The organism is Pseudomonas sp. 1152_12, assembly GCF_052850675.1.
Genome location: NZ_VXCW01000001.1, coordinates 184,324 through 211,274, shown reverse-complemented (window position 1 = coordinate 211,274; position 26,951 = coordinate 184,324). Strand labels below are relative to the sequence as shown.

Genomic DNA, 26,951 nt, shown 5'->3' with positions numbered 1-26,951 from the left:
ATTACCGAGTGTAATCGGGCAGCATTAGCCAGTGACATGTTCCATACTCTTTGAGGCATGGACCGCTCATCACTGGTAGTTCCTGTGCGTATTGCTGTGAGGTTCCAAATGCATAAAGCGCTGGTTGTAGACGATCATCCGTTCATTCGGGCGACGGTGAGGGTATTGCTTGAACATGAGCATTTCGAAGTCGTTGCTGAGGCTGACAATGGCGCCGATGCCGTGCAGATGGCTCGCAAGTACGAGCCGGAACTGATTCTGCTGGACATCGCCATGCCCAGCCTCGACGGTCTGGAAGTCATCAACCGGATCAGTGCGCTGAAACTATCGAGCAAGATCCTCGTGTTGACCTCTCAGTCTGCGGCGTTTTATGCCATGCGCTGCATAAAGGCCGGCGCTGCCGGTTATATCTCGAAAACCGATGAGTTGAGCGAGCTAAGCAAGGCAATCAAGGCGCTGATGGCTGGCTATACTTTTTTTCCGAACCTTGCAGGTAACTCTGTACGCCGCAGCGATATCGACTCCTCCGAGCTGGAGATGATCCGAGGCCTCTCCGATCGAGAGCTGATCATCTTGCAGCAACTGGCCAGAGGCATGAGCAACAAAGAAATCGGTGATGCCATGTTGTTGAGTAACAAGACCATCAGCACTTATAAAACCCGACTCATAGAAAAGCTCCATGTAAAGTCGGTGGTGTATCTGGCCGACTTTGCCAAGCGCAATAACCTGATCTAGATGAAAACTCTCCTGCGTTGCTTTGGACTGGCCGCTTGTCTGCTCTGCCAATTGGGGGGTGTTTCGGCGGTACAGGCTGAGGTGCAATCCCTTAACCTCTTCGGTCGCTCGAATAGCGAACGCCCTTCGGTGGTTTTGGGTGAAGAGGACTGGCGCTGGCTGCGCGACAAGAGCTCACTGCGTCTGGGGGTATCGCTGCCGGAAAACCCGCCCTTTGGCATGATCACCGGTGGCCGGGATTACGAGGGCATCACCGCCGATTATGCGGCGCTGGTGGCTGGCATGTTGCACATAAAGATCGAAGTGCTTCGTTATGATTCCCGCGCCGAGGCGATGAAGGCGCTCAGGCAGGGAGAACTGGACCTGCTGGGCACCGTCAGCAGCTTCGATGAGACAGAACAAGATCTGGTGCTCACCAGTACCTATGTACAGGCCCCGTCGGTGCTGGTGACGCGCAGTGGCAGCAGCAAGGTGTTGGCGCCCGACCTGGCTGGCAACCGCCTTGCTATCGTAGATCACGTGTTGCCGACGGATGCGATCACCGCGAAATACCCAAAGGCTGCGCTGCAGCTCCACTCGTCAGCCCAAAGCGCTATCGGCGCGGTGGCATTCAACCAAGCGGATGTTTATCTGGGCGATGCTGTCAGTACTCACTACCTGGTTGGCAAATACTTCCTCAATGACGTCTACCTGACGACGGTGCCGGGTGTGTCCACGCATTTCTCATTCGCCCTGAATCAGCGCAACAGTCGCCTTCAGCACATCATTAATGCTGCGCTGGAGGTGATCCCAGCCAGCAAGCGCATGACGATTTTGCGTCGCTGGGGGGCGGGGGACCTGAACGTTGCCGGCCTTGACCCGCTACTGTTCACAGAATCCGAACAACGCTGGTTGCAAAAACATCCGCGTCTAACCGTAGCCGTCAACGACGGTCTTGCGCCAGTCTCCTTTTTTGATGGGCAGGGTGAGTTCCGAGGTATCGGCGCCGAAGTGCTGGCCAAGGTCAGCCAGCGTACCGGTCTGAAGTTTGATGTTGTGCGCAGCAGCTCCATGCAAGAGCTGATCGATCAGATCCGCTCCGGCGATGTGGATCTGATCGCGGCCTTCACCCCCAGCACCGCCCGTGAAGAGCAACTGCGGTTCACCCGGCCTTATCTGACGAGCCCGTTTGTGCTGATCACGCAGGATGGCCCGGACGAACCGCAATCGCTGGAAGGCATGGTGGGCAAACGAATGGCGATGCGGCGCGGCAATGCGCTGCAGGATTACATTCGTGAGACATTCCCGGGTATCCACTTGATTGAGACAACCACATCGGCCGAGGCGTTGGCGTTGGTTGACAAAGGCGATGCGGACGGCGCCCTTAATTCGCTGATCAATGGGCGTTACATGATTTTGCGTCAGTACCGCGATCATTTGCGGGTGGCCAGTATTATCGGTCCTCTGTCGGCACCGACCGGGTTCGCTACCGATCGTGGAGCGCTGGAACTGTACTCTATTTTGGACAAAGTCCTGCAAAGCATACCTCCTGAAGAACTGGATGAGCTGACCAGACGTTGGCGCCACGATGTGGTGATCGATAACGACAGTTGGGCGCATTACCGCTTGGCGGTCATCCAGGGCTTTGTCATCTTCACGCTGTTTTTGATGCTGGCGCTGGCGTGGATCGTTCGTCTACGCAAACGCGTGTCCACCCGAGAAAAAGCCGAACTGGCGCTCAACGACCAGATGGAATTCATGCGTGCCTTGATCGATGGCACGCCCCACCCGATTTACGTGCGCGACCGTGAAGGGCGACTGATCAGTTGCAACTTGGCTTACCTCGACGCGCTGGGCCTGCCGCGCGAAGACGTGATCGGTCAGCGACTGATCGACAGCCCGATAGTTGGCCGCGCTGATGCTGAGACATTCCAGGCCGAGTACATTCAAGTCATGGAGAGCGGCACGCGATGGATTAAAGATCGCACCTACACCCACAGCGATGGAGTGGTGTACACGGTGTATCACTGGATGCTGCCGTATAACTCCAGTGAGGGTGTGGTGATGGGTATTATTGCTGGCTGGATCGACATCAGCGACCGTCAACGTCTGATGGATCAACTGCAGAGCGCCAAGCAAAGTGCAGACGACGCCAATCGGGCGAAAACCACCTTTCTGGCGACCATGAGCCATGAAATCCGCACGCCGATGAACGCCGTGATCGGCATGCTCGAATTGGCGATGAAGAAGGCCGATCAAGGCGTCATGGACCGCTTCGCCATCGAAGTGGCCTCAGGCGCAGCGCAGGGCTTGCTGGGCCTGATCGGCGATATTCTCGACATTGCGCGTATTGAGTCCGGCCGGCTGTCCCTGACCCCTGAGCGGGCCAGCTTGCGTGAGCTGGTCGAGTCGGTGGTGCGTATGTTCGAAGGCGTGGCGCGACAGAAGGGTGTGCGACTGTTGCTGGATTTCGACCTCAAGGCCTGTCGTGATGTGTTAATCGATCCGCTGCGTTTCAAACAGATACTGTCAAACTTGTTGAGTAACGCGATCAAGTTCACTGACGAAGGCGAGGTCCGCTTGAGCGTTCAGGCTGTGCTGAGCGCTTGCGGTGAGCGCCTGGCCATTCATGTTCAAGTGAAGGATACCGGCATCGGCATTTGCGCCGAGGATCAAGCGCTGTTGTTCGAACCATTCGGCCAGGCGCGCAATAATCATCAATCGGCGCGGGGTGGTTCAGGGTTGGGGCTGGTCATCAGCCGTACCTTGTGTGAAATGATGGACGGGCATTTGCACCTGACCAGTTTGCCGGGTAAGGGCACGCAGATTGATATCTGTCTGGATCTTATGATCCTGCAACCTTTGCCGGCTACCGAGCACACGGCCGCTAAACTCCCGGACCAGATGAGCATGTTGAACATCCTGGTGATCGACGACTACCCGGCCAACCGATTGCTGCTTTCTCAGCAATTGTCCTACCTCGGACACAGCGTCAGCGACGCCGAGGACGGCGCTCATGGCCTGCGTGCCTGGCGCAATGGCCATTTCGATGTGGTGATCACGGACTGCAACATGCCGGTTATGGACGGTTATGAATTGACGCAGGCGATCCGTGACGAAGAACGCTCTTCGGGGGCGCAACCTTGTCTGATCTTCGGCCTAACCGCCAATGCTCAACCAGAGGAAAAAGACCGCTGCTTGGCGGAAGGGATGGATGACTGCCTGTTTAAACCGATCAGCCTGAGTGATCTAAGTGTCCGACTCGCCTCCGTGGAGTCTGGGCCGGAGGCACCGGTGAAGGATGCCGTGAGCGCTGTTGACGAGGGCGACATCAATCTGAGCAGCCTGCAACAACTGAACCGTGGCGATCAAACCGCGATCAGGAAGTTGCTGAGGAGCCTGGCCAGGAGCAATGAAGAGGACATGTTGCGGCTCATCAAACTATTCGGCGAGCACGACTTGTCAGGCCTTTCCGCGCTCGCCCACCGGGTCAAGGGTGGAGCTCGGATTATCAAGGCGGGCGTTCTGATTCAGTGTTGCGAGCAGTTGGAAGCGGTCAGTGGAGGGGCCGACAATGCTGCGGTCACAGAGGCTGTGGATGCGTTGCAACAAGCGATGGAGCGGTTGGGGCATACGCTGGAGCAGCACATAGCTGATCCGGAAACGGTCGAGAACGGAGGGAGCGTCGACGTCGATTAAAAGCCATCCTTGCCACTAGGAAAATTCCTACACCTACAGGGACGTTTCCTAACGATACCTGCTGGCTCGGACCGGACAATAGGCTCTTTCCTATCAAAGTGAGCGGCTTCCATGCCCATGCTCCCTCTTCGCATTCTAGTTCTTGTCGACACGGCGTCCGGCGGTTCAAGGTTGGCTAACCGCCTGCGCCAGGCCGGGTGCCAGGAAGTCTTTGTGGCCACCCAGAGCGAGCACGCCCTTGCGTTTCTCAAACAGAACGGTCCAGTGGATATCACGCTGTGCGATTTGCCTGTGGAGAGTGCAGACGCACAGGATCTTCTACAGACCATCGGCCGATCCGGGCTGACAGGGCCGATCATCATCAGCCGGACACTGTCGGCCGATACGCCCAGTATGCAGGGGCAACTGATTTCGCTGCTCGGCATGGCGCTGTTGGACGATATCAGCAAGCCTTTGCAACCCGGGGCGTTACAGCTTTTACAGGCCAAACACTTGAACGAGCCGATTAACGAATCGGGTGTGCTGCCTGTCGTGCCGGCCACCGAGGAAGAGGTACGTCGAGCGCTCGCTGACCATCAACTGCACACCTACTTTCAGCCCAAGTTCAATCTACAGACGGGTGAGGTGTGCAGTATTGAAGCGCTGGCGCGTTGGCACCATCCGTCCAAAGGGGTCTTGCCACCGTCGGTGTTCATGCCGGTTATCGAACAGTGCGGATTGCTCGATGAGTTGCTGTTCCAGCAGTTGGAACACTGTTTGAGGCTGCAGCGCCAAGCAATCAATACGGGCTTTGCCCTGAATGTCGCGCTCAATCTGCACGCGGGGCAACTGGTCAAACCGGCACTCACGGGCCAGATTCAGAGCGCCTTGGTGGCTCATGATCTACCGGGTTCGGGGCTGACCTTTGAGCTGACCGAAACGGGATTGCTCGAAGAGCCGGCGATCAGCCTGGAAAGCCTGATACGGCTGCGAATGATGGGCTGCAGCCTGTCTATCGATGATTTCGGTGCGGGGTTTTCTTCGTTACAGCGGCTGTGCCAGTTGCCGTTCAACGAAATCAAACTCGACGGCGAGTTCGTGCGCGGGCTGGAACACGAACCGCGTCGCCGGGCGGTGATCAGTAGCACGCTGGCCCTGGGCGAGGCGCTGGGCATGTCGGTGGTGGTCGAAGGGATCGAAACCGAAGAACAACGCAAAGTGTTGCTGGAGCTGGGCTGTAAACAAGGGCAGGGCTACTTGTGTGCACGGCCGATGTCGGCGGCCAGTTTATTGAATTGGCTCGAACTTCAGCGGGGGATAACGGCAAATTATTGAGCGCGTCACTCAATGCGCACTGCTTGAACTTATTCAGAAAACGCATAACGCCCAAGAACATTTATTACCTGTTCTTTGGCGTTTTTTTTGCGTTTGAAGTGGAGTTATTAATGCTCGCTGGGAAATTTCCTACAAGCAGCCGGAAATTTCCTGACTTAATCCGCGGAGGCAGTCGAGAAAATACGCTTACTTAATTCCATTGTGTTGCCTGCTCGCTATGTCAGCGAAGTTCGATTCTCGTCGTTTGTGGAGGGGATTCGATGTCTGTCGACGAGGCTCTGTATCCGCAATCGAATTGAAGGCGGAAGTCATCACGCAATGGATGACGCGGATATCAAGGTTGGCTCTCGCCAAATTAATAAAATGAACAAAATATACTCTGTTGTTTGGAATGCTTCGATGGGTTGCTGGACGGTGGTTTCTGAGTTGGTTTCGGCCAAAGGAAAGAGATCGGGTTCCAGTTGCGCCCTTGGCGGGGGCATTTCGTCGGGGGACTCAGCATGTTGGGCTTCCCTCGGGGACGGTTTTTTGCTGAAAGGTTTAGTGGCGGCGTTAGTCTTGCTGCTGCCGTTAACGGGACATGCCTCATACAACCCTCCATCTGGCGGAACAGGCTGCAACGGCGGTACCGCTAGCTATAAGGGTGTAGACGGTATCACCCAAACTCGAACTTTTGGGGATGGGACTGGAAATACGTCGATGCTTTACGGTTGTGACAGCAATGCAGCTACCTTTCTCGGCGCAACCTTGTCCGGCACAGGCTTGGTCGCGACTGGAAACTATGCCACCGCGATTGGCTATCTGAGTCAGGCAGGAATACAGGCTACCGCTGTGGGCGCGCAAGCCACCGCATCCAACTACAGTATCGCCATTGGCACTTTGAGTAAGACTTCCGCAGCTGGAGCTATTGCAATCGGCGGGTACCCTGCTGCGGGCGTTGCGAACGCTGTGGGCGCGCAAGCGGCTGCGACGAATGCAATTGCAGTCGGCAGCGGGTCATCTGTCGTCACGACTGCTACATCAGGCATAGCCGTTGGCAATGGCGCCACAGTCAATGGCACTTTCGGTATTGCACAGGGCGACGGGATCACCAGTGGCGCAACCGGGCAGAACGTTGCGATCGGTTCGTCCGGCACCACTGCTAATTCCAGCACGGCTGCCGGCGGTGCAGTGGCCATCGGACGCGGACAGAAAGCCACGGGCAACGGCGCGGTTGCGATCGGCGATCCGAACATAGCGAACGGTACTGGCGCGGTGACGATGGGGGCTGACAATACAGCGGCAGGCAACCTGGCCGGCACGATCGCGGCCAATGGCGCTGTAGCCATCGGCAACGGTAATACTGCGATCGGTCAAGGTTCGGTAGCACTGGGAAATACCAGCAATGCGGCTGCAGCAGGCGCCGTGGCGCTGGGCGATACCGCAGTGGCTAACAATACCAACGATGTGGCGTTAGGTTCGAAGTCAACGACAGCTGCTGCGCATACCGGCACTACTGCGCAATTTGGTGCTACTGCAGCGGGCGTGCAAGCAGCAGCTTCGACCAATGGTGTGGTGTCGGTGGGTGCGGCAGGTACTGAGCGCCAGATCCAGAACGTTGCGGCAGGCGTGATTTCTGCCACCAGCACCGACGCAATTAACGGCTCTCAGCTGAATTCGGTCGTCACCGGCGTCAACAACCTGGGCACCACAACAGCCAGCACGCTGGGCGGCGGCGCGACCTACAGTTCGGCAACGGGCAATATCACTGGCTTTAGCCAGCCGATCAATAGTATCAGCGCTACCGGTGCCGTGGCTGGGCCTACAGCGCAGACGACCGTTGCCGCTGCCTTGACAGCGCTCAACACCAACGTTGATAACACGGCCAATATCGCCGTCAAGTACGATGCCGCCGGCGGCACCAAGATCACTTTGGGTGCGACGGGTGGCGCCGGGGCAGGTGCTCCGGTAACGATCACCAACGTGGCACCGGCGACGTTGAATGCCACCAGTACGGATGCGGTGAACGGGTCGCAGCTGTTTGCCACCAACACGACCGTCAATAACATCAACAACGGCGCGGGCATCAAGTACTTCCACAGCAACTCGACCTTGGCCGATAGCACCGCCACCGGTGTCGATAGTGTCGCTGTGGGCCCGACGGCCAGCGCCACCGCCACCAACGCCATGGCCCTGGGCAATGGCGCAACGGCGGGCACGGCTAACTCCGTCGCCCTGGGCAGCGGCGCGACGACTGCCGCCGCTACCGCCACGGCCAGTGGAGTGATCAATGGCACTACTTACACCTATGCAGGTACAGCGCCTATCGGCGTATTGAGCCTGGGCAGCCTGGGCAACGAACGTCAACTGAGCAACGTCGCTGCGGGCCAAGTCACCGCCACCAGCACCGATGCAGTGAACGGCAGCCAGTTGTTCTCCACCAATACCGCCGTGAACAGTTTGGGCACTACGGTGAATAACATCACTGCCGGTGCTGGCATCAAATACTTCCACAGCAACTCGACCCTGGCCGATAGCACCGCTACCGGTGTCGATAGTGTCGCTGTGGGCCCGACGGCCAGCGCCACCGCCACCAACGCCATGGCCCTGGGCAATGGCGCGACGGCAGGCACGGCTAACTCCGTCGCTTTGGGCAGCGGTGCAACGACTGCCGCCGCATCCGCCACAGCCAGCGGCGTAATCAATGGCACTACTTACACCTATGCAGGTACAGCGCCTATCGGCGTATTGAGCCTGGGCAGCCTGGGCAACGAACGTCAACTGAGCAACGTCGCCGCGGGCCAAGTCACCGCCACCAGCACCGATGCAGTGAACGGCAGCCAGTTGTTTTCCACCAATACCGCCGTGAACAGTTTGGGCACTACCGTGAATAACATCACTGCCGGTGCTGGCATCAAATACTTCCACACCAACTCGACCTTGGCTGACAGCACCGCTACCGGTACCGACAGCGTTGCAGTGGGCCCGACCGCCAGCGCAACCGCCACCAACGCACTAGCCCTGGGCAATGGCGCGACGGCAGGGTCGGCTAACTCCGTGGCCCTGGGCAGCGGCTCTTCCGCCGCAGGCACGACGCTGGGCACCGCTGCCTATGGCGTCGGCGGTACTGCCACGACTGGCGGGGAAGTCAACGTGGCTAATGGCGCCAACGGTCGGCGTATCACCGGCCTTGCCGCAGGTGCCTCAGCCACCGACGCAGTCAACGTCAGTCAGTTGAATAAAACCGGCCAGGATACGGCGGCAGCCTTGGGTGGCGGCGCGACGCTTGATGCGACTACGGGCGTATGGACCGCGCCGAGCTATTCCACCAACAGCATCAGCGCGACCGGCAGCAACACCGGACCGTTGCTCAGCAACAATGTTGGCGCAGCACTTAGCGACCTCAATACCAGCCTGACCAACACAGCCGCCGTGGCCGTGAAATACGACGATGCGACGACCAAAACCCAGGTGACCTTCAACCCTGCAGGGACTGCGGTGAAGTTGACCAACGTTGCGGCCGGTGCCTTAAACGCCACCAGCACCGACGCGGTGAATGGCTCGCAGCTGTTTGCGACCAACCAGACCGTCGACAACCTCGTCAACAACGGCACCGGTATCAAGTATTTCCACAGCAACTCTACCCTGGCCGATAGCAGCGCCACAGGTCAGGACAGCGTGGCCATCGGCCCGCTCGCCAGCGCGACCCTTGCCAATGGTGTGGCCCTGGGCGCCAACTCGTCCGCCACAGGTGCGACGTTGGCCAATGCAGCTTATGGCGTCGGCGGTGCAGCAACGGCGGGTGGCGAAGTGAACATTGCCAACGGCGCTGATGGCCGTCGCATTACCGGTCTGGCGGCAGGCAGCTCGGCGACAGATGCTGTCAACGTTAGCCAACTGAATAAAACCGGCCAGGATACGGCGGCAGCCTTGGGTGGCGGCGCGACGCTTGATGCGACTACGGGCGTATGGACCGCGCCGAGCTATTCCACCAACAGCATCAGCGCGACCGGCAGCAACACCGGACCGTTGCTCAGCAACAATGTTGGCGCAGCACTTACCGACCTCAACACCAGCCTGACCAACACAGCCGCCGTGGCCGTGAAATACGACGATGCGACGACCAAAACCCAGGTGACCTTCAACCCTGCAGGCACTGCGGTGAAGTTGACCAACGTTGCGGCCGGTGCCTTGAACGCCACCAGCACCGACGCGGTGAATGGCTCGCAGCTGTTTGCGACCAACCAGACTGTCGACAACCTCGTCAACAACGGCACCGGCATCAAGTATTTCCACAGCAACTCGACCCTGGCCGACTCCCAAGCCAACGGTCTGGACAGCATCGCGATCGGGCCACAATCCATTGCCGCAGGTGCCAATTCATTCGCGGCCGGTTCGGGGGCGAATGCGGCGGCTGATGGCGCCCTCGCGCTGGGACGTCTGAGCCAGGCTCAGGTGGCAGGCGGCATCGCACTGGGCGAAGGTTCGGTCGCCGACCGTGCCCTGGCACCCACCACCGGTTCGATCGCTGCCGGAAGCGGGACGATCATCTACGACACTTCGGATGCCACCTTGCTGGGCTCGGTGTCGGTGGGCAAGGCCGGCAGCTACCGCCAGATCACCAACGTGGCCGACGCCACCGACGCTCACGACGCCGTGACCCTGCGTCAATTGACCGGGGCGATGGGCTCGTTGAGTTCTAGCGGCACGCTGTATTTCCACGCCAACTCGACCAATCCGACGGACTCGCTCGCCAGCGGTAGCGAGTCGATCGCAGTCGGCCCGGGCACCGTGGTCAACGGTGACAACGGCATTGGTCTGGGCAATCAGGCCTCTGTCAGTCAGGCAGCCGCCGGTGGTATCGCCATTGGTCGCAATGCCCAAGTGTTGTTGGCGTCCGGCATAGCCCTGGGCAGCGCCGCTCAGGCAGCCGCGGAACAATCGGTTGCACTGGGCGCCGGCGCCAATGCCAGCCAAGCCATGAGCGTGGCACTCGGTTCAAGCTCGCTGACCACCGTCGGTGCCGAGACAGACTACAGCGCTTATCGATTAGCCGCACCGCAGACGTCAGTTGGCGAAATCGGCATCGGTACGGCCCTGGGCAGTCGCAAGCTGACCGGGCTAGCGGCCGGCACGCAGGACACCGACGCGGTCAACGTGGCGCAATTGAAAGTGCTCGGCACACAGGTGGATCAGAACACCTCGAACATTACTAACCTCGACGGTCGGGTAGGGGGGCTTGAAACACTGATCGGCTCGGGCGGTGGCATCAAGTATCTGCACGTCAACTCGACCAGGGCTGACTCCGCGGCCACCGGTACCGACGCCATGGCGCTGGGGGCTCAGGCGCAGGCTTCGGGCAATGGCTCGGTGGCGGTGGGCAGCGGTGCCACGGCGTCTGCCAGTGGCAGCGTGGCGATCGGCAGCGATTCCAACGACGGCGGTCGAGGTGCCGAAACCTACAGCGGCAAGTATTCGGGCGAGAACAACGTGACTTCAGGCACGGTTTCGGTGGGCAATGCAACCACTGGCGCCACCCGAACGATCAGTAATGTTGCCGACGGCAAGAACGCCAATGATGCGGTCAACGTGCGCCAGCTCGACGGTGCAGTGGCCGAAGCCAAGCAATACACCGACGATTCGATTGCCAACCTGAGTACCGAAGCGGGTCAGCAGGATGGCCGTATCACCGCCGTCGAAGGCAATGTGGCCAACCTCAAGAACGGTACCGACGGCATGTTCCAGGTGAACAACAGCAGTGGGGCGGCGCAGCCGAAAGCCACGGGCTCCGATGCGATTGCGGGTGGGGCAGGGGCGGTGGCGTCCGCCAACAACAGCACGGCGGTCGGCACGCGGTCCCAGGCCACCGGGGAAAACTCAGTTGCTCTGGGTAACGGGGCCAAGGCTTCGGCCAAGAATGCTACGGCACTGGGTACCAATTCGGTGGCGGACCGCGACAACAGTGTCTCGGTCGGCAGTGCTGGCAACGAGCGGCAGCTCACCAACCTCGCGGCGGGCACTCACGGTACGGATGCGGTGAACCTCGACCAGTTGAACCGAAGCGTGGAGGGCCTCACCACCAATGCCAATGCCTACACCGACCAGCGCTACACGGAGTTGAAAAAAGACCTCAAGTACCAGGACGAGATTCTCAGTGCAGGTATCGCCGGCGCGATGGCCATGTCCAGTCTGCCGCAGTCGTACTCGCCGGGTTCCAGCATGACGACGGCCGCAGCGGCAACCTATCGCGGCCAATCGTCGCTGGCCTTCGGTGTATCGCACATGTCAGCCAACGGCCGCTGGGTGACCAAGTTACAGGGCAGTACCGACACCCAGCGAAATATTGGGATGGCGGTGGGTGTCGGTTATCAGTGGTGACCCGCTGGCAAGTTTTGCGCAGCCCTTAATCCAACTTCTTGAGGTGAAAATACATGAACATAAAAACCATTTCCGTCGCTATCCTGATCCTATTGGCGGCCTGGGCCGGTTACGAGAAATTCCTGACAGAACCGCTGTCGGGTACCCCGCATAACTGGCTGCGTGTCCCTGCATTACCGGTAATCCAGGACGCGATTGTGCAAATGTCGCCCAGGTTCAACGAGGCGAGCAAAGCCCCGATGATGGAACAGCTCTGTGCGTTGGCACGCGGCGAAGTGAAACAGGAACAGGTCAACGCCTTTCTCAAACAGCAGGGGATTGACGCGCAGACTTTGCCTCCACAGGGCAGCCCGCTTTCGTTGCTGGTCAATGGTGATCAGCCTGGCCAGGCCACTGCCTGTGCGGCGTATTTGGCGACGAGCGTGCTGTCGACAGTCAACGCGGCCGAATTCATGCGCCCTGTCGTTGTACCGGCCGCCAACGGTCAGCCAGAGAAATCGTCGTTGCAGATTGATAACGCGCTACTGACGCAGGCGCTGTCGATCAAGCTGGCCGTAGCGCGGGCCAACGCCGATGTCTTCGCCTTGATCGCCGTGGAGCTGCAGCACAGACCGGGTCTAACGGTTGCGCAATACCGTGAACAGACGGGACAGTTGTTTGCCCGCCTGGCCCCGACTTATCTGAACCGCATCAAGGAACAACTGCCGCCTGTGAACACACAGTATGAGCTGCTGCAAATGGATAACAGCCGCTTCGTGTTCAAGAGTTCTGTCGGCAGCGTGTTCGAGTTTGGCCGCAATGGCCTGGTTCTCCGTCAGGGCGGTATCGTCTGGTACGGCAAGGGGCGGTTGATGGGGCAGGAATACCCGCTGCAGATAGAGTACTTTCCAGCTGCCGTTGAACGGTTGCTGACATCTGCTGCGTCGCCACTGCCCACCTCAGCCGGAGATACGCATTAACCACCGCAGCCCGGAAAACTGGCGCAGGATCGTGGTCTCGTAAAGTGCTTCTTCCATCGCCGGATCGCTATAGCCGAACCAGTTCTGCATCAGATGAACCCGCAACATCGCCTTCAGCGGATACGCCGTCTGCTTACGTTTGTCGGCGTACTCGGCATCGGCGAAGGACATCTGTTTCATCGGGACTCAACCGTCCGAAAGCAGCGGGAAGTATCGACAATGCCATTGTGGAACTGACCGCGATTGAAACACTTGTATCTGTCCCCGCCTGGATGGCATCCATCTCCTCTTGGGCTAGGCGCATCTCCTTGATCAGCAGAGAAGCGCGGGGTCGAAAAGCCCGTCCGCATTCGGTCAATACCACACCACTGCTTTGACGCTCGAACAACACCGCCCCCAGATGCCGCTCCAGGTCTCGAATGGTCTTGGAAACTGCCGGATTGGCGGCTTAAGCCTGCGCTGGCAGGCTGCCGCCTACAATCGAAATTTCTGTTAGTTCGTCACCGTCGCGCAGCACGAACAATGCGTCCATCCCGCGTTCTTGCGCCAGGCGTGGGCCTTCAACTTCACCCAGCACCATCAGCGCTGTGGCCCAGGCATCGGCGAGCATGCACGAGCCCGCCACGACGGTGACTGCTGCGAGCGCGTTGCGCAGCGGCGCGCCGGTGACGGGGTTCATGGTGTGGGCGCAAGATTGCCCACTCATCTCCACCCAGTGGCGGTAGTCCCCAGACGTGGCGATGGCGGCGTCGACGAGTTCCATTACGCCCATGACTTCCCGCACGCCCCGGCAGGGTTTTTCAATGGCCACGACCCAGGGTTGGGCATCTGGCTTCATGCCCCGGGCGCGCATTTCGCCGTCAATGCCGACCAGGTAGCGGGTGATGTTTGACGCTTCCAGGCAACGGGCCAGTTCATCGACGCCAAAGCCTTTTGCGATGCCGTTCAAATCCAGGTTCAGCGGCTCCCGTTTGCGCACCCGATTGCGTTGCGAGTCCACCACCAGCGCCGCGCTGGCGGAGAGTCGCGCGCGGGGCAGTGGCATCGTGAGTGCTTGCGCGGTGATCGTCTGTTCGCCGGGGCCGAAGCCCCAGGCTTGCACCAGATCGCCGACAGCAATGTCGAAGGCTCCGCCGGATTGCTGGCTGACCCGTAACGCAGCGGCCAGCACCGTGCTCAGTTCCTTGGGCACTGGCAGCCATTCCTGCTCGACGGCGGCGTTGAGGCGGTTGAGGTCAGAGTCGGCTTTCCAGGTAGACATTTGCCGGTCCACCCGGCTCACAGCCTGGGCCAGGCGCTGGCCGATTTCGTCGGTGTCGATGCCAGCCGCCGCATAGAACACGGCGGTGTAGCGCGTGCCCATGGTCTCGCCGTTCAGACTGTAGCGCTGCATATCAGTAGACATCTTCACGGTAGCGTCCTTGTGCTTTGAGGGTCCGCACGCTCAGGTTAAGTGGTGCCAATACTTCATCGAGGGCCTGCATCACGCCTTTGGCCATTTCACGACTGCCGCACACCAGCACCTGAGCGCCTTTTTCCACCAGCCGGCGCAAGGCCAGCGAATCACTGATCAATCGGTCCTGGACGTAGCTGCCGTTGTGTACCTGGGAAAAAGCTGCACGCAAGGCGGTAAGTCGCTGGTCTGCCAGGTAGCGGTTAAGTTCAGGTTCGTACAGAAAGTCCGAGGCCGGGTTGCGCCCGCCCCAATACAAATGCATCGGGTGGCGGGCAGTGTTGTTGCGAATGAAGCCGGCCAGCGGGCCAATGCCGGTGCCGGCACCGATCAGGATCACCGGATGCGCCCCCGACGCTGGGCGAAATTGTGGGTTTGGCTGGATAAACGCTTCGATGGACCCGCCGATCTCCAGGCCATGCAGCCATTGCGAACACATGCCGCCTTCGTGTTTGCGTACGCAGATCTCCAGCACGCCGTCTTCAGAGCGGCTGGCCAGTGAGTAAAAGCGTGGTATTGGGCTATTCGGCGGGACAATCCCCACCAGGTCGCCCGCCTGGAAACCCGGAAGTTCGCCGCGCGCCTTGAAGCGTAGGACATGGGTTGGCGCATTTACTTCTTCGCCATAAACGATTCGCTCGGTCAACGCCAGTGGGTGGGTGCGCGGTTGTTCCGGTGTGTGGGCCAGGGTTAGGTCATGCGCCAGTGCGTTGGCCAGGGCGTGGCCCCAGCGCGTAAATTCCTGCGAAGACTGGCGGTTGACGGTTTCCAGCCCCAGCAACGGTGCGGCACCGGCCAGTTCCAGCGCTGCCTGCACCTGATGGGCGTACTGACAGAATTGTGGAAACTGGCGGTGCCCAAACCCCAGTACTGCAAAGGGCAAGCCGGGTTTGACGCCCTCGTGGTTCAGCCGTGCCAGAAACTGCGCGGCCGACGCCGGTGCATCGCCATCACCGTGGGTCGCGGTGAGGATCAACAGTCTCTGGGCGTTGCGGTACTTGCCTTTCCATTCATTCATCGGCGCGCTGTGCACTTGGTGCCCAGCCTGATGCAAGGCCGCATGTAACGTGTTGGCAAACCCCCATGTGGTGTTGTTTTCAGTGCCTACCAGAATCACGCTGTCGGCCGAGTGAGCGGGGCTGTTGTGGCGAATGTTCGGACCGGCTTTGCGACGGCGCCACCAGAGCAGGATGCCGGTCACGCTCATCAATGGCACACAGAGGGCACAGAGCCCGAGTGGCAAGCCCAACCACCAGAGGCCTTCTGCGGTGTGCAGCTGATAGATCCATTGGTAGACGGTGTGCATTGAGTCGTGAGGTTGATAGGACAGCAGGGCGCCGCTGACCGGGTCTACGTAGCCAACACCGTGGGCCGTGCGCAACGAGAACACATCGTTTGGGTTGCCCGGGCTCGGGTAGACCAGTTCGCGCAGGTCATTCAGGTCGATGGCCTGCAAGGCCCGCAGGTTTGCCACCGGTAACGCCGGGCCGGCGCTGATGTGGGTGGGGAAGGCCGGTTCACTCTGGCTGCCATCGGCGATCAAGCCGAAGGTCGTGGCGGCCATGTACAGCCCGCTTACGGCCGACAGCAGCAGCCCGAGCAAAGCCAGGCGCCCGACTTCCGCATGCCAGCGTTGGCTGAACGTGCCGCGCAGTGGCCGCAGCAGGTTGCGCCAGCCACCCAGGCGCCGGGCCAGCAGCAACGCGCCGGACACTGACAGGATCAACATGAACAACGCACCGACGCCCGACACGCCATGGCCTGGTGTGCCCATGAACAGCGAGCGGTGCAAGTCTTTCACCCAGCGGGTGAAGGTGGACGGCGCGTAGGGCGCGAGGCCCTGGCCGGTCAGTGGGTCAACTGTTTCCGCACCGGACTGGCCATCGCGGTTGTAGTAGACGATGACCGTGCCTGAGGCGGTGCGCTGGATTTGCTCCACGCCTGGAAAGTGATGTGCGACACCTTCCGCCAACTGGCCGACATTAAGCTGGCCGGCAGCGGTGGACGTGTTGTGCAGGCGTTCCAGCGCCGGATCAACCGACAATACCGCGCCACTGATGGCCAATATCATGACCAACAGGGCGGCGATCAGACCGGGCAGCGAATGAAACTGGCGAAGCATGTTCAGCCTCCAGAAGTGGTGGGTGCTACAGGTCGTAAGTAAACGCGTTGACGTAAGTGCTGCCGGTTGCCGGCTTGCCTGATCCTTGGGTGGTCAGGGGTACGCTGATGTCGGCTCTGCCTTCATGCTGGTTCTCCACGGCGCTGTCGATTCGGATCTGATACCCGGCATCAATCAAGGTGTCTGCCAATTCAACACTGACTTTGAGGGTGCGTCCGCTGCCCACACTGGCACCGCTGACCCCGTCAAACTCCCTGGGGTTCTGGCCGCTGCCGCGGGCCCAGTCAGTCAGATGCCGGTAGTACTTGGTCTTCTTGCCCGCGACCCACAGGGTTTTCTGGTACTGGCCGTTGGCATCGGTGACGTAAATCGCCAGGTACGCATCGTTACCGTTGTAGTCCTTGAGCTGGGTCGTCAGGGTCACTTCACGGGCCTGGGCCAGCCCCGGCAAGGCAATGGCGCCAGCGAGGCAGGTTGCAGCGATGATTTTTTTCATGAGGATGTCCTGGTTGAGCGTTGTAGCGAGAGCCTGGACTTGCTGGCTGACAACAACCTGAAAGCCCTGGGAGAAATCGAAATGCTCATTCAGCACCCGGGCTGACGAGGTAGTCCCGGGCATCGCCGTCGTCGCCGAAATTGACGTGCAACGTGCGCAGACGCAGGGAGGCGGGTGCATAACGCGCCTCGATGGTGTTGCCCCTGCGGTCAGTGCCCCTGAGCGTGTAGCAACCGTCGTCGACCTTGATGCGCTGCACGCTCCAGCCGTATCGCTGCTCTACGCGCTGACGCAAGGTCTCCCGCGGTTGCCAATCGCTGACAGGCTCGCTGCAGTCGTCATCGGCCAGGGCGTAACCGCTGAGCAACAGGCTCAATAGCGCGGTACGTGCAATAAACGCGGTTTTCATGATCTGTCTCCTGCCGGATGGGCATCTGTGGCATACCCTAAGGTGCATTCCTGACAACCAGCTGAATCTTCAGATTCACCTCAGGTCTGGCGGTTAAGGTGCAGCACGACACTCATCAGGAGAGGTAGCAGATGCGGGTTTTATTGGTCGAGGATGCCCCCGGGCTGGGGGAGGCAGTGCGCGAACAGATCGCCGACGACGGCCATGCGGTTGATTGGGTGCAGCGCCTGAACCACGCGAGCAATAGTGTGCGCACTACGCCTTATGACTTGATCCTGCTGGACCTGATGTTGCCGGACGGTCGCGGGTTGGACTTTTTGCGCGAGCAGCGCTCAGCAGGCAACGTGACCCCGGTGATTATCCTCACCGCCCAGGACCAAATATCCGATCGCATTGCCGGCCTCAATGCAGGAGCCGACGATTACTTGGTTAAACCGTTCGACCTGTTTGAACTCTCGGCCCGGGTGGCAGCCGTGGCCCGACGTTACAGCGGCAACCCCAACCCGCAGATCAAGCTGGGTGAACTGCAGATCGACATGAACGCCCGCACGGTTCAGCGCGCCGGTACCAGCGTGGACTTGACCGCACGGGAGTGGGCGCTGTTCGAGGCGTTTGTGCAGCGCCCCAACGCATTGCTTTCGAAGTCCCAACTCGAAGAGCGCCTGTACGCCTTTGGCGCGGAGATCGAGAGCAACACCATTGAGGTTTATATCAGTCGCCTGCGTAAAAAACTGGGACGCGACCTGATTGAGACCGTTCGTGGCATGGGTTATCGGTTGACGCCAGTATGAAGTCGCCGATAAGCCTGCAAAAACGCCTCGGCCTGGGATTGACCCTGGGCATGACCTTGCTCTGGCTGGGAGCGACCGTCGGTGCCTGGCTGGTGGTGCAACATGAACTGAACGAGGCATTCGACAGCGCCCTGGAAGAGACCGCGCAACGCATCCTGCCCTTGGCCGTGCTGGAGATCAGTAACCGCGAAGCACCCCGCGAAGCACAGCACGTGGCCACCTTGAAAGTTCACAAGGAATACCTGACGTACCTGGTACGCGATGAGCTGGGCCGGATTTTGATGCAATCCCATGACGCCAACCCGAAGATCTTCAACAAACAACCGGGTGAAGGGTTTACCACCACGGACAAATACCGCCTGTATGGCGCGAGCGCGTTGCGCAAAACGCTGTTTATCGAGATCGCCGAACCGCTGGCGCATCGCCGTGAAGCAGCGCGGGAAGCCTTGTTTGCGTTGTTGCTGCCGTTGTTGGCGCTGATCCCTATCAGCCTGTTGGGCACCTGGTTATTTGTGCGCATCAGCTTGCGCAGCGTGTTGGCTTATCGCCGCGCCTTGGAAACCCGGGGGGCAGGGGATTTGTCAGCGATCAACGTGGCACGGCTGCCGGCAGAAATCGACCCGCTGGCCGACGCGGTCAACCACTTGCTTGAGCGCTTGCGCAAAACGCTGGAGGCCGAGCGCAGCTTTACCGCAAACAGCGCCCATGAACTGCGCACGCCGCTGGCCGCGACGTTGGCGCAAATTCAGCGCTTGAGGCAAGAAGCACCAGAAGGCCCTTTACGCGTGCGCGCGGCGAAGATCGAAAACTCATTGCGCGATCTGGCGCGGCTCTCGGAAAAGCTCATGCAACTGGCCAAAGCCGAGGGTGGCGGGCTGTTATCCGAGGCGCCCCAGGACCTGATCCCGTTATTGGCCCACGGGGTGGACGAGTGGAATCGCAGAAGTGGGCAGCGAATTGAGTTGCGGCTACCCACCCAGCGCAGCGTCTACTCAGCGATAGACCCTGATGCGTTTGGCATCCTGTTGCGCAACCTGATCGAAAATGCGTTGAAATACGGTGCCGTGGACCAGCCGGTCGAAGTCTGCCTCACAGACCAGGCGCTGCTGCAGGTGATCAACGGCGGCCAGGCCGTGCCGGAGGAGGTGTTGCAGCGCCTGACCGAACGCTTTGTGCGGGGTAACAGCGAAGCCAGTGGTTCAGGCTTGGGCTTGGCGATTGCCAAAACGATTGTGCTGGGTGTCAACGCGACGATGGCCCTGGCTTCGCCGGCGACGGGGCGAGAAGAGGGGTTTGAAGTCCGCGTCCAGTTTTTGTGCCTGCCAGGGTAAATGCGGATTGAGCCCTTAGCGTTTGAAAAGCGTTACGCGTTGAGCTTGCAAGGTGTCTAGAGAATCCGGGGCGGCTTTCTTAGGTTGCCGTTAATAGGGCAATTGTTTCTGCGTTGTCGTCATAACAGTTAAATCGTAGTCGAGCGAATCAACTCAACTAGCGTTACCCAGCGATTGATACTTAAGTACTTAGAGCTCCACACGATACCAATGTCCATGGTCGGTATTTTATCCGTTAGCATACGCCTCGAAATACGTTGTCCTTCAAGAGACCACGGGCGATACACAAAGTCGGACAAAATACTGACCCCTTGGCCTGCTGCGACCAAGCTACGCACTGCTTCAATAGAGCGGCTTTGCAGACGTACTTTTGGTTTGATCTCAAAAGGTGACCAGTAGCGGTCAAGTGTGGAAATGTGTTCGTCCATATCAAGCAGGATGTAGTTGTGCCCTGCGACATCCTGCAATGAAATCTGCTCCGTGGCGATCAGTGGGTGCTCAGGGTGGGCCCAAAGTTGGCGAGTTGAACGAACCAATACTTCGTATTCCAAATCGTCGGAGATGGAGAGGTTGGACGTGAGCATGATCGCGAAATCCAACTCGCCTTTTCGCAGCCTTGATTCCAGCTCCTTTCGATCATGCTCCTCGCAAACCACTTCCAGCATTGGAAATTTACGCTCAATGGAAGGAAGCAGTACCCCAATGAGGTAGGCGCTTATCGTTTCAGTCAGTCCGATTCTGACGGTGCCCTCAAGTTGTGTGGGTTGAACATGCAAGTCTTCAACCGCCTCGTCCAAGGCGTTCATGATGTTTTGGGCATTGCGCAGGAATCGCAAGCCAGCCGGGGTCAAACGCGTGCCTGACGCTTGCCGGTAAAATAGCTGCGTCTCTAGCGTTTTCTCCAGGCTCTGGAGGGAGGCGGTCATGGAGGACTGCGAAATATGGCAACGCAGAGCCGATTTGGAGACCTGACCCGTGTCCGCAAGTGCAATGAAATGCTGCAGTTGGCGGATGGTTGGCTTCATCGATTTTACCGATATTGGTCTTTCTAAAATTTGAATTAGCAATAATGCGCCGGCTTGGAGAGCATAGCAACATGGCAATTTGAAGAATAAAAAGGAGCACATCGTGTCGGCCAAACTTATACGCGGTTACTGCACCCTATGTAGATCCCGGTGCGGCACCTTGAACGAAGTTCAAGGCGATAACCTGATCGCAGTTCGTCCCGACTCCGAGCATCCAACGGGTAAGGCCATGTGCCTGAAAGGCAAAGCTGCTCCTGAATTGGTCGATAACGCGGACAGGCTCCGCCATCCCATGCGCCGCACGCAGCCCAAGGGTGCCGCAGACCCAGGCTGGGTTCAAATTTCCTGGGGCGAAGCGCTGGATGAAATTGCTGGCCGCATGGCCGATATCAAATCGCGTAGCGGCGCAGAGGCCTTTGCCTTTGGTGTAACGACGCCCAGCGGAACTCCCTTGAGCGACAGTATCGATTGGATTGAACGTCTGATTCGTCGGTACGGCAGCCCCAATACCTGCTACGCCACCGAAATTTGTAACTGGCACAAAGATTTTGCCCACATGTTCACCTTCGGCAGTGGTATGCCGGCAGCGGACTACGCACATGCGGGGCTTATCATGCTGTGGGGCCATAACCCGACGAATACCTGGTTGGCCCAAGCCCATGCAATCGGAGAGGGAAGGCGTGCCGGGGCGAAGCTCCTTGTTGTTGATCCGCGGGAAACAGCCCTCGCCAAGCAAGCAGATGTCTGGCTTCGCGTGCGGCCTGGCAGCGATGCAGCGCTCGCCATGGGGATCGCGAACCTCCTGTTGAACAAAGGCGGATTCGATCATTGCTTTGTTCAGACGTGGTCGAACGCGCCCGCTTTGGTGCGTTGTGACAACGGGCGTTTTCTGCGTGCTGATGACTTGGGTCTCAAGCCAGGGCATGAACTGATGTATTGGGACAGCCTGCGTGAAGAAGCTGCTGTGCTGCCGCGAGCGGAAGCTGGCGAGGTTGCAATGGACTATCAAAACGCAACCTTGAGGGGGCGATTCCAAGTCAGGACGAAGTCGGGGCTAATCGAATGCCAACCGGTGTTTGAACTTTATGCTCAGGCCTGTGCTGCTTACACGCCCAAGCGTACGGCTGAATTGACTTGGGTGAGTGAAGAAGACTTGCACCAAGCAGCAACGCTCATCTCAGAGGCTTCGAGCGTCGCGTATCACTCTTGGTCGGGGGTAGGTCAGCAAAGCAATGCCACACAGAACGAACGAGCGATCGCGTGCCTCTATGCGTTGACTGGCAGTTACGACGCGGCGGGTGGAAATCAGATCTTACGCAAACCCCCTTATCGGCCTGTGAGTGGTCTGGATCTTGTCCGAGAAGAACAGCGGGTCAAAGCTTTAGGGTATGACAAACGACCCTTAGGGCCTCCGGCACAAGGTTGGATTACGTCGCGCGATCTCTACGAATCCATTACCACGGGCGCTCCCTACCGCGTCGAGGGCATGCTCGCTTTTGGCACAAACCTACTGTCCTCACACAGCGACACCGCCTTGGGCATCGAAGCGCTGAAATCTCTCGACTTCTATGCTCATTGCGATCTGTTTTTAAATCCAAGTTCTCATTACGCTGACCTTGTTCTGCCGGTCAATACACCATGGGAACGCGAAGGACTACGTATTGGATTTGAAGTATCTGCAGAAGCTGAGCAGCATATTCAGTTGCGCCAGCAGATGGTTTCTTCCCGGGGAGAAGCCCGGTCGGATAATGATATCGTTTTTGCGTTGGTTAACCGTTTAGGTTTCGCTGATGATTTCTTTGGCGGAACACTTGAGCAAGGCTGGAACGCCATGCTTGAACCGTCCGGGTTGACCGTCGACCAACTGCGCAAACATCCGGAAGGTATTTCGGTCAGCGTCGTACAACAAAGCCATAAATATGGGAACACGGGGTTTGCCACGCCCACGGGGAAAGTTGAGTTCTACAGTGAGCGGTTGCTAGAGCACGGTTACCCACCTCTCCCAAATTTTGTCGCTGAGCAAGACCTCATGGCGACGGATAGTCACTTTCCCTATGTGTTGACCAGTGCGAAAAGTGGTTATTTTTGCCATAGCCAACAGCGCAGTGTGGCGAGTTTGAGGCGCAAGTCGCCATCGCCTTTATTGGACATTTCCCCTGAGTTGGCCTGGGAAAAAGGCATCGCTGATCAGGACTGGGTTCGCGTCACGACCCGCATGGGAAGTGCGAGATTTCGCGCTAGACTTATTGATTCACTCCATCCGCGTGTGCTGGTCGGTGAGTTCGGCTGGTGGCAGAGCTGCGTCCCGCTCGGGCAGCCGGCAATGCCTGTCTTGGGTGAGGACAACAGCAATTACAACAGCCTGATCGATACTCAGCGTGTAGACCCCGTGAGCGGATCAGTACCTCTGCGCGCATTCACCTGCGATGTGTCCAGAGAAGCAAGCGAACAACTCCAGCCCTCACGATGGAAAGGCTATCGTCCGTTCGTCATCACTGCGTTGGACGCTCAAGGTGAAGATGTCACGCAAGTCTCCATGGAGCCGATTGATGGAGGACTGCTTACCAATTATGAGTCCGGCCAACATGTGACCATCCGGCTGGATGTGACTGATCCTGACCAGGGATTGATCACGCCGAGAACGATTGCTGTGCGTTCTTATTCCTTAACCGGGCCTGCTGTTGAGCCAGGTAAAAGCCAATACCAGATCGCTGTGCGTCATGCGAAAGCTCGCGGGCCAATGGGTGAGGATTGGGATGGTCTGGTCTCAAAGCACATCAACCAGCGATTGAAAATTGGCGACAGAGTAGAGCTTCAGGCACCCAGCGGAACATTCGTTATCCCTGTGCATTCATCACGTCCCTTGGTTTTTTATGCGGGCGGAATCGGCATCACTCCATTTTTGTGCGCGCTGGAAACCGCTGTCGCAGCGAAATCCAAGGCCGAGATGCTGTTGCTCTACGGTAATCGCAATCATCGAGGCCATGCATTTGAAAAGCGCTTAAAAGAACTTCAATCACACCTGCCTGGATTGAAAATAATCAATGTTTACAGCGAGCCTGAAGTGGGTGCTGCTTTAAATGCTGATGTTATTCATGGGTATTTAAATCTTAATTTAGTTGAGGACAATTGGATGGCCCGTCGTGCTCTGCACTATATGTGTGGGCCTCCCGTCATGATGAAGGCGCTGACAGAAGGCTTATTAAGCGCTGGTGTTCCTCGATTCGATGTTTTCAAAGAAATATTCCGTTCCCCCGTTGCTCCGAAAATCGAAGCCAACGGGACATTTGAAATTACTTTCTCTCGTAGTGGGAAAACCCATACATGGACAAGCGAGGCTGGGCCACTTCTCACATTTTCGGAAAACCTGGGTATTGAACTTCCTAGTGGTTGCAGGGTGGGCCAATGCGAAAGTTGTGCGGTAAGGGTTCTGAAAGGGGAAGTCAGCCATCTTCATGGTAGTGAACCGGAGGATCCGGAGATTTGCTTGGCGTGCCAAGCCATACCAACAACAAATCTGACGCTGGATGCTTGATTCAACCAGGCGTCAGAAACATGTACGAACCTAGAAGGAAAATAAAAATGCGCAGTACAAAGGTTCTTCCAACGTTGAATCAAGCAGAGCCGTCCTGCTGCTGTCTTGAGCCATGTCGTAGCAGCGGTTTTTTGCGTGACATTTCAAAAAGCCAACTCCAGTTGAGCATGCAAGGAGTACTAGCATGAACACTGAACGATTGAGTAATGTTGGGTATAAGAGCACTTCGGGCCGCTTAGAGCGTATTGCCATTTCGGTCAGTAATTGGTCGGAAAAATGGTTCCCCGAAGCCTATATTTTTGCAGCGCTTGCCGTAATCGTCGTGACATTGGCTGCGATGTCCATGGGCGTTCCCTTGGTACAGGTCGCTCGTGGATTTGGCGATGGCTACTGGACGCTGATTCCGTTCACGATGCAAATGGCTCTGGTAGCTATTTCGGGTTACATCGTCGCGGTCTCACCGCTCGCTTCACGGTTGATCGACTCCTTGGCGCGCATGCCTCGCACTGCACGAGGTGCCGTGGTACTCGTGGCATGTGTGAGCTTGGGTACGTCGTTGTTCAATTGGGCGATCAGCTTGATCCTGAGTGGCTTATTGGCCAAGGCCATGGCCCGACGCAACGACTTGCATCTAGATTACCGTGCAGCCGGGGCCGCCGCTTACTTGGGTATGGGCGCCACGTGGGCCTTGGGTCTGAGTTCGTCCGCTGCTCAACTGATGGCAAACCCAGCGAGCTTGCCGACAGGCCTCATTGAAATCAGTGGAGTCATTCCGTTTTCGGAAACGATTTTTTCTTGGCAATCGATGTTGATGACAGCGATTCTGATTGTGGTCTCCGTCGCAATCGCCTATTTCTCTACACCTACTGGAAATCGAGTTAAAACCGCCGCTGATTTGGGTGTCGATCTGACTGAAATCAATTTGGTGGTCAGTAAACCCCAGCGTCCTGGTGAATGGCTCGAATACTCGCCGGTGATGACGGTTCTGGTGGTCTTGCTTAGCTCGCTCTGGCTTTACAGTGAATTCACCACTAAAGCTCCAGTGCTCGCGATATCAAACCTCAATACGTATAACTTTCTGTTTCTGACGCTGGGTATGCTTCTGTGCTGGCGGCCAATCCGTTTTATCCGTGCCTTTGCCAAAGCCGTACCTTCGGTAGCAGGAGTACTGATTCAATTCCCACTCTATGGGGGCATTGCCTACATCATGACGAAAGCGGCCAACGTAGATGGCCAAACGCTTTCTCATGTGTTGGCGTCAGGATTTGTTTCGGTCGCTTCATACGATACTTTTTCAGCGGTCATGGGTCTCTACTCAGCCATTTTAGGGTTTTTCATTCCATCGGGTGGCGGCAAGTGGCTGATCGAAGCACCTTATGTGTTGCAGGCGGCAAATGAGCTGAAGGTCAATCTTGGTTGGTCGGTGCAGATTTACAATGCCGCCGAAGCTCTTCCCAATTTGATTAACCCATTTTGGATGTTGCCCCTACTAGGTGTTCTCGGATTACGTGCCCGAGATATTGTTGGCTTTACATTCACGCAATTACTAGTGCATTTACCGCTCGTATTGTTTTTGTTGTGGTTCTTCGCTAGTACCTTTCAATACATTGCGCCGGTAATTCCGGGGAAATAAACATTTGTCCAGGTAAAGGGTTTTGATGCTGTTTTGATAACAGCATCTGAACTGCTTTCGTCTGCATTACGAGCCGCTACTGTTGGGTGCGTATCGGCAAATTTATGAACGGAGAACGACATGACCGATAAAAATTACATCATTTGTGACAAGGCAGAAACCGCTGCGCTGCTGGATTTCGCTCAACTGACAGATGCAATTGAACAAGCGTCGCAGGAATATACCCAGGGCCAGATTACCAGCCCGGAGCGTATGGTTGTGCCTATGGCTTTAGGGGGAGTCATGCTGAGCATGCCCGCAGTCTCTGAAGATCTGGCGATTCATAAATTGGTGAACGTACAACCGAAGAATCGGGATATCAATATTCCAACGATTCACGGTCATGTTTCGGTGTATGACGCAGAAACGGGGAGCCCGCTGTTCATTCTGGATGGGCCCGAAGTCACGGGGCGTCGCACGGCGGCAGTGACCATGTTGGTCATCCGCACATTCAAGTCAGCGCTGCCAAAAGAAATTCTCATCATCGGCACAGGGACGCAGGCTACCTATCACTTGCAGGCGATACAGGCGCTGTACCCAGAAAGTAAAGTTTGGATGCGAGGAATCAACGCAGCTGACGCTCAACAATTCTGCACAAACAACCGAGGGGTACACCCTAATTTACATCCGTGTGTTGATGAAGAGGTGCCAGAGACAGTCGACGTGATCATCACGTTGACCACTAGCACAGTGCCTGTCTACAACCAATCTGGACAAGTAGGAAGGCTTGTAGTGGGCGTTGGAGCGTTCAAACCAGAAATGGCTGAAATCGGAAAAAATACGTTGTTCAGCAGTGATATTTATATCGATGATCCAGCAGGGGCGAAGCATGAGGCCGGCGACCTGATTCAAGCCGGCGTTGATTGGACTCAAACTCGATCCTTGGCTTCGGCCTTCACCGATAAACCCGACCTGACTCGTCCAATAGTCTTCAAAAGCGTGGGTACAGGCGCATGGGATTTAGCTGCCTGCCGCGTAGCACGCGTTAAATTGGGCGTCTAGTAATTAGCTGATTGGGTTGTGGTCAAGTCCCTCCAGTTAATTCATTCGAGCCCCTATATCGACGAATATATT

15 protein-coding genes and 3 pseudogenes are annotated in these 26,951 nt (G+C 57.7%); 11 read left to right on the top strand and 7 right to left on the bottom strand.

The features are described from left to right. Positions 1 to 108: 108 nt before the first annotated feature. The 6 genes and pseudogenes from FW764_RS00905 to FW764_RS00880 all read left to right on the top strand — a co-directional run bounded on the left by FW764_RS00905 (position 109) and on the right by FW764_RS00880 (position 13,043). Entirely contained in the window at positions 109 to 735 is a 627-nt protein-coding gene (locus tag FW764_RS00905) for a response regulator (RefSeq protein WP_446432625.1), read from the top strand. Beyond that, positions 736 to 4,413, top strand: a complete 3,678-nt coding sequence (locus FW764_RS00900) for a transporter substrate-binding domain-containing protein (protein ID WP_446432309.1) — start codon at positions 736 to 738, stop codon at positions 4,411 to 4,413. Between the two features lie 111 nt (positions 4,414 to 4,524). Then, positions 4,525 to 5,727 (top strand): EAL domain-containing protein, encoded by a 1,203-nt coding sequence (locus FW764_RS00895; protein WP_446432308.1) that lies wholly within the window; start codon positions 4,525 to 4,527, stop codon positions 5,725 to 5,727. 318 nt (positions 5,728 to 6,045) lie between these two features. Beyond that, a pseudogene (locus tag FW764_RS00890) lies at positions 6,046 to 6,198 on the top strand (ESPR domain-containing protein); the annotation flags it as partial. A 228-nt stretch (positions 6,199 to 6,426) separates the two neighbouring features. After that, positions 6,427 to 12,084, top strand: a complete 5,658-nt coding sequence (locus FW764_RS00885) for a YadA-like family protein (protein WP_446432624.1) — start codon at positions 6,427 to 6,429, stop codon at positions 12,082 to 12,084. Between the two features lie 53 nt (positions 12,085 to 12,137). Then, positions 12,138 to 13,043, top strand: coding sequence for a hypothetical protein (locus tag FW764_RS00880; RefSeq protein WP_446432307.1), 906 nt, complete (start codon positions 12,138 to 12,140; stop codon positions 13,041 to 13,043). A 6-nt stretch (positions 13,044 to 13,049) separates the two neighbouring features. Here the strand turns inward: FW764_RS00880 and FW764_RS00875 are convergent. From FW764_RS00875 to FW764_RS00850, 6 genes and pseudogenes are all read right to left on the bottom strand, one after another. Then, positions 13,050 to 13,223 (bottom strand): annotated as a pseudogene (locus FW764_RS00875) (transposase); the annotation flags it as partial. Beyond that, positions 13,177 to 13,473: pseudogene (locus FW764_RS00870) on the bottom strand (LysR family transcriptional regulator); the annotation flags it as partial. The pseudogenes FW764_RS00875 and FW764_RS00870, both read right to left, overlap by 47 nt. An 18-nt stretch (positions 13,474 to 13,491) precedes the next feature. Next, the gene (locus FW764_RS00865; RefSeq protein ID WP_446432623.1) at positions 13,492 to 14,448 is read right to left on the bottom strand and encodes an FAD:protein FMN transferase; all 957 of its coding nucleotides are present in this window, start codon (positions 14,446 to 14,448) and stop codon (positions 13,492 to 13,494) included. Further along, on the bottom strand, positions 14,438 to 16,618 hold the full coding sequence (locus tag FW764_RS00860) for a PepSY domain-containing protein (RefSeq protein WP_446432306.1): 2,181 nt from the start codon (positions 16,616 to 16,618) through the stop codon (positions 14,438 to 14,440). The genes FW764_RS00865 and FW764_RS00860 overlap by 11 nt, the downstream gene beginning before the upstream one ends. Before the next feature lie 25 nt (positions 16,619 to 16,643). Then, entirely contained in the window at positions 16,644 to 17,114 is a 471-nt protein-coding gene (locus FW764_RS00855) for a DUF2271 domain-containing protein (RefSeq protein ID WP_446432305.1), read from the bottom strand. Between the two features lie 85 nt (positions 17,115 to 17,199). Next, the gene (locus tag FW764_RS00850) at positions 17,200 to 17,523 is read right to left on the bottom strand and encodes a PepSY domain-containing protein (protein WP_446432304.1); all 324 of its coding nucleotides are present in this window, start codon (positions 17,521 to 17,523) and stop codon (positions 17,200 to 17,202) included. A 131-nt stretch (positions 17,524 to 17,654) separates the two neighbouring features. On the opposite strand from FW764_RS00850, the gene FW764_RS00845 reads away from it, so the two are divergent. Next, positions 17,655 to 18,314: a response regulator transcription factor gene (locus FW764_RS00845; protein ID WP_446432303.1), complete on the top strand. Its 660-nt coding sequence runs from the start codon at positions 17,655 to 17,657 to the stop codon at positions 18,312 to 18,314. Further along, positions 18,311 to 19,645 (top strand): sensor histidine kinase, encoded by a 1,335-nt coding sequence (locus tag FW764_RS00840; RefSeq protein WP_446432302.1) that lies wholly within the window; start codon positions 18,311 to 18,313, stop codon positions 19,643 to 19,645. The genes FW764_RS00845 and FW764_RS00840 overlap by 4 nt, the downstream gene beginning before the upstream one ends. 128 nt (positions 19,646 to 19,773) lie before the next feature. Here the strand turns inward: FW764_RS00840 and FW764_RS00835 are convergent, their stop codons facing one another. After that, on the bottom strand, positions 19,774 to 20,670 hold the full coding sequence (locus tag FW764_RS00835; RefSeq protein ID WP_218277056.1) for a LysR family transcriptional regulator: 897 nt from the start codon (positions 20,668 to 20,670) through the stop codon (positions 19,774 to 19,776). Between the two features lie 103 nt (positions 20,671 to 20,773). Between FW764_RS00835 and FW764_RS00830 the strand changes: the two genes are divergently transcribed. From FW764_RS00830 to lhpI, 3 genes are all read left to right on the top strand, one after another. Continuing rightward, the gene (locus FW764_RS00830; RefSeq protein WP_446432301.1) at positions 20,774 to 24,205 is read left to right on the top strand and encodes a molybdopterin-dependent oxidoreductase; all 3,432 of its coding nucleotides are present in this window, start codon (positions 20,774 to 20,776) and stop codon (positions 24,203 to 24,205) included. Between the two features lie 184 nt (positions 24,206 to 24,389). Then, complete coding sequence (locus tag FW764_RS00825) at positions 24,390 to 25,838, top strand: short-chain fatty acid transporter (protein ID WP_446432300.1); 1,449 nt, start codon at positions 24,390 to 24,392, stop codon at positions 25,836 to 25,838. A 120-nt stretch (positions 25,839 to 25,958) separates the two neighbouring features. Then, on the top strand, positions 25,959 to 26,879 hold the full coding sequence (gene lhpI, locus FW764_RS00820; RefSeq protein WP_446432299.1) for a bifunctional Delta(1)-pyrroline-2-carboxylate/Delta(1)-piperideine-2-carboxylate reductase: 921 nt from the start codon (positions 25,959 to 25,961) through the stop codon (positions 26,877 to 26,879). Positions 26,880 to 26,951 lie beyond the last annotated feature (72 nt).

Bases quoted from the DNA above. Each gene is read 5' to 3' on its own strand.
- lhpI (WP_446432299.1), top strand. From the start codon at position 25,959: ATGACCGATAAAAATTACATCATTTGTGACAAGGCAGAAACCGCTGCG.
- FW764_RS00835 (WP_218277056.1), bottom strand. From the start codon at position 20,670: ATGAAGCCAACCATCCGCCAACTGCAGCATTTCATTGCACTTGCGGAC.
- FW764_RS00845 (WP_446432303.1), top strand. From the start codon at position 17,655: ATGCGGGTTTTATTGGTCGAGGATGCCCCCGGGCTGGGGGAGGCAGTG.
- FW764_RS00850 (WP_446432304.1), bottom strand. From the start codon at position 17,523: ATGAAAACCGCGTTTATTGCACGTACCGCGCTATTGAGCCTGTTGCTC.
- FW764_RS00860 (WP_446432306.1), bottom strand. From the start codon at position 16,618: ATGCTTCGCCAGTTTCATTCGCTGCCCGGTCTGATCGCCGCCCTGTTG.
- FW764_RS00900 (WP_446432309.1), top strand. From the start codon at position 736: ATGAAAACTCTCCTGCGTTGCTTTGGACTGGCCGCTTGTCTGCTCTGC.
- FW764_RS00825 (WP_446432300.1), top strand. From the start codon at position 24,390: ATGAACACTGAACGATTGAGTAATGTTGGGTATAAGAGCACTTCGGGC.
- FW764_RS00880 (WP_446432307.1), top strand. From the start codon at position 12,138: ATGAACATAAAAACCATTTCCGTCGCTATCCTGATCCTATTGGCGGCC.
- FW764_RS00855 (WP_446432305.1), bottom strand. From the start codon at position 17,114: ATGAAAAAAATCATCGCTGCAACCTGCCTCGCTGGCGCCATTGCCTTG.
- FW764_RS00865 (WP_446432623.1), bottom strand. From the start codon at position 14,448: ATGTCTACTGATATGCAGCGCTACAGTCTGAACGGCGAGACCATGGGC.
- FW764_RS00840 (WP_446432302.1), top strand. From the start codon at position 18,311: ATGAAGTCGCCGATAAGCCTGCAAAAACGCCTCGGCCTGGGATTGACC.
- FW764_RS00905 (WP_446432625.1), top strand. From the start codon at position 109: ATGCATAAAGCGCTGGTTGTAGACGATCATCCGTTCATTCGGGCGACG.
- FW764_RS00885 (WP_446432624.1), top strand. From the start codon at position 6,427: ATGCTTTACGGTTGTGACAGCAATGCAGCTACCTTTCTCGGCGCAACC.
- FW764_RS00895 (WP_446432308.1), top strand. From the start codon at position 4,525: ATGCCCATGCTCCCTCTTCGCATTCTAGTTCTTGTCGACACGGCGTCC.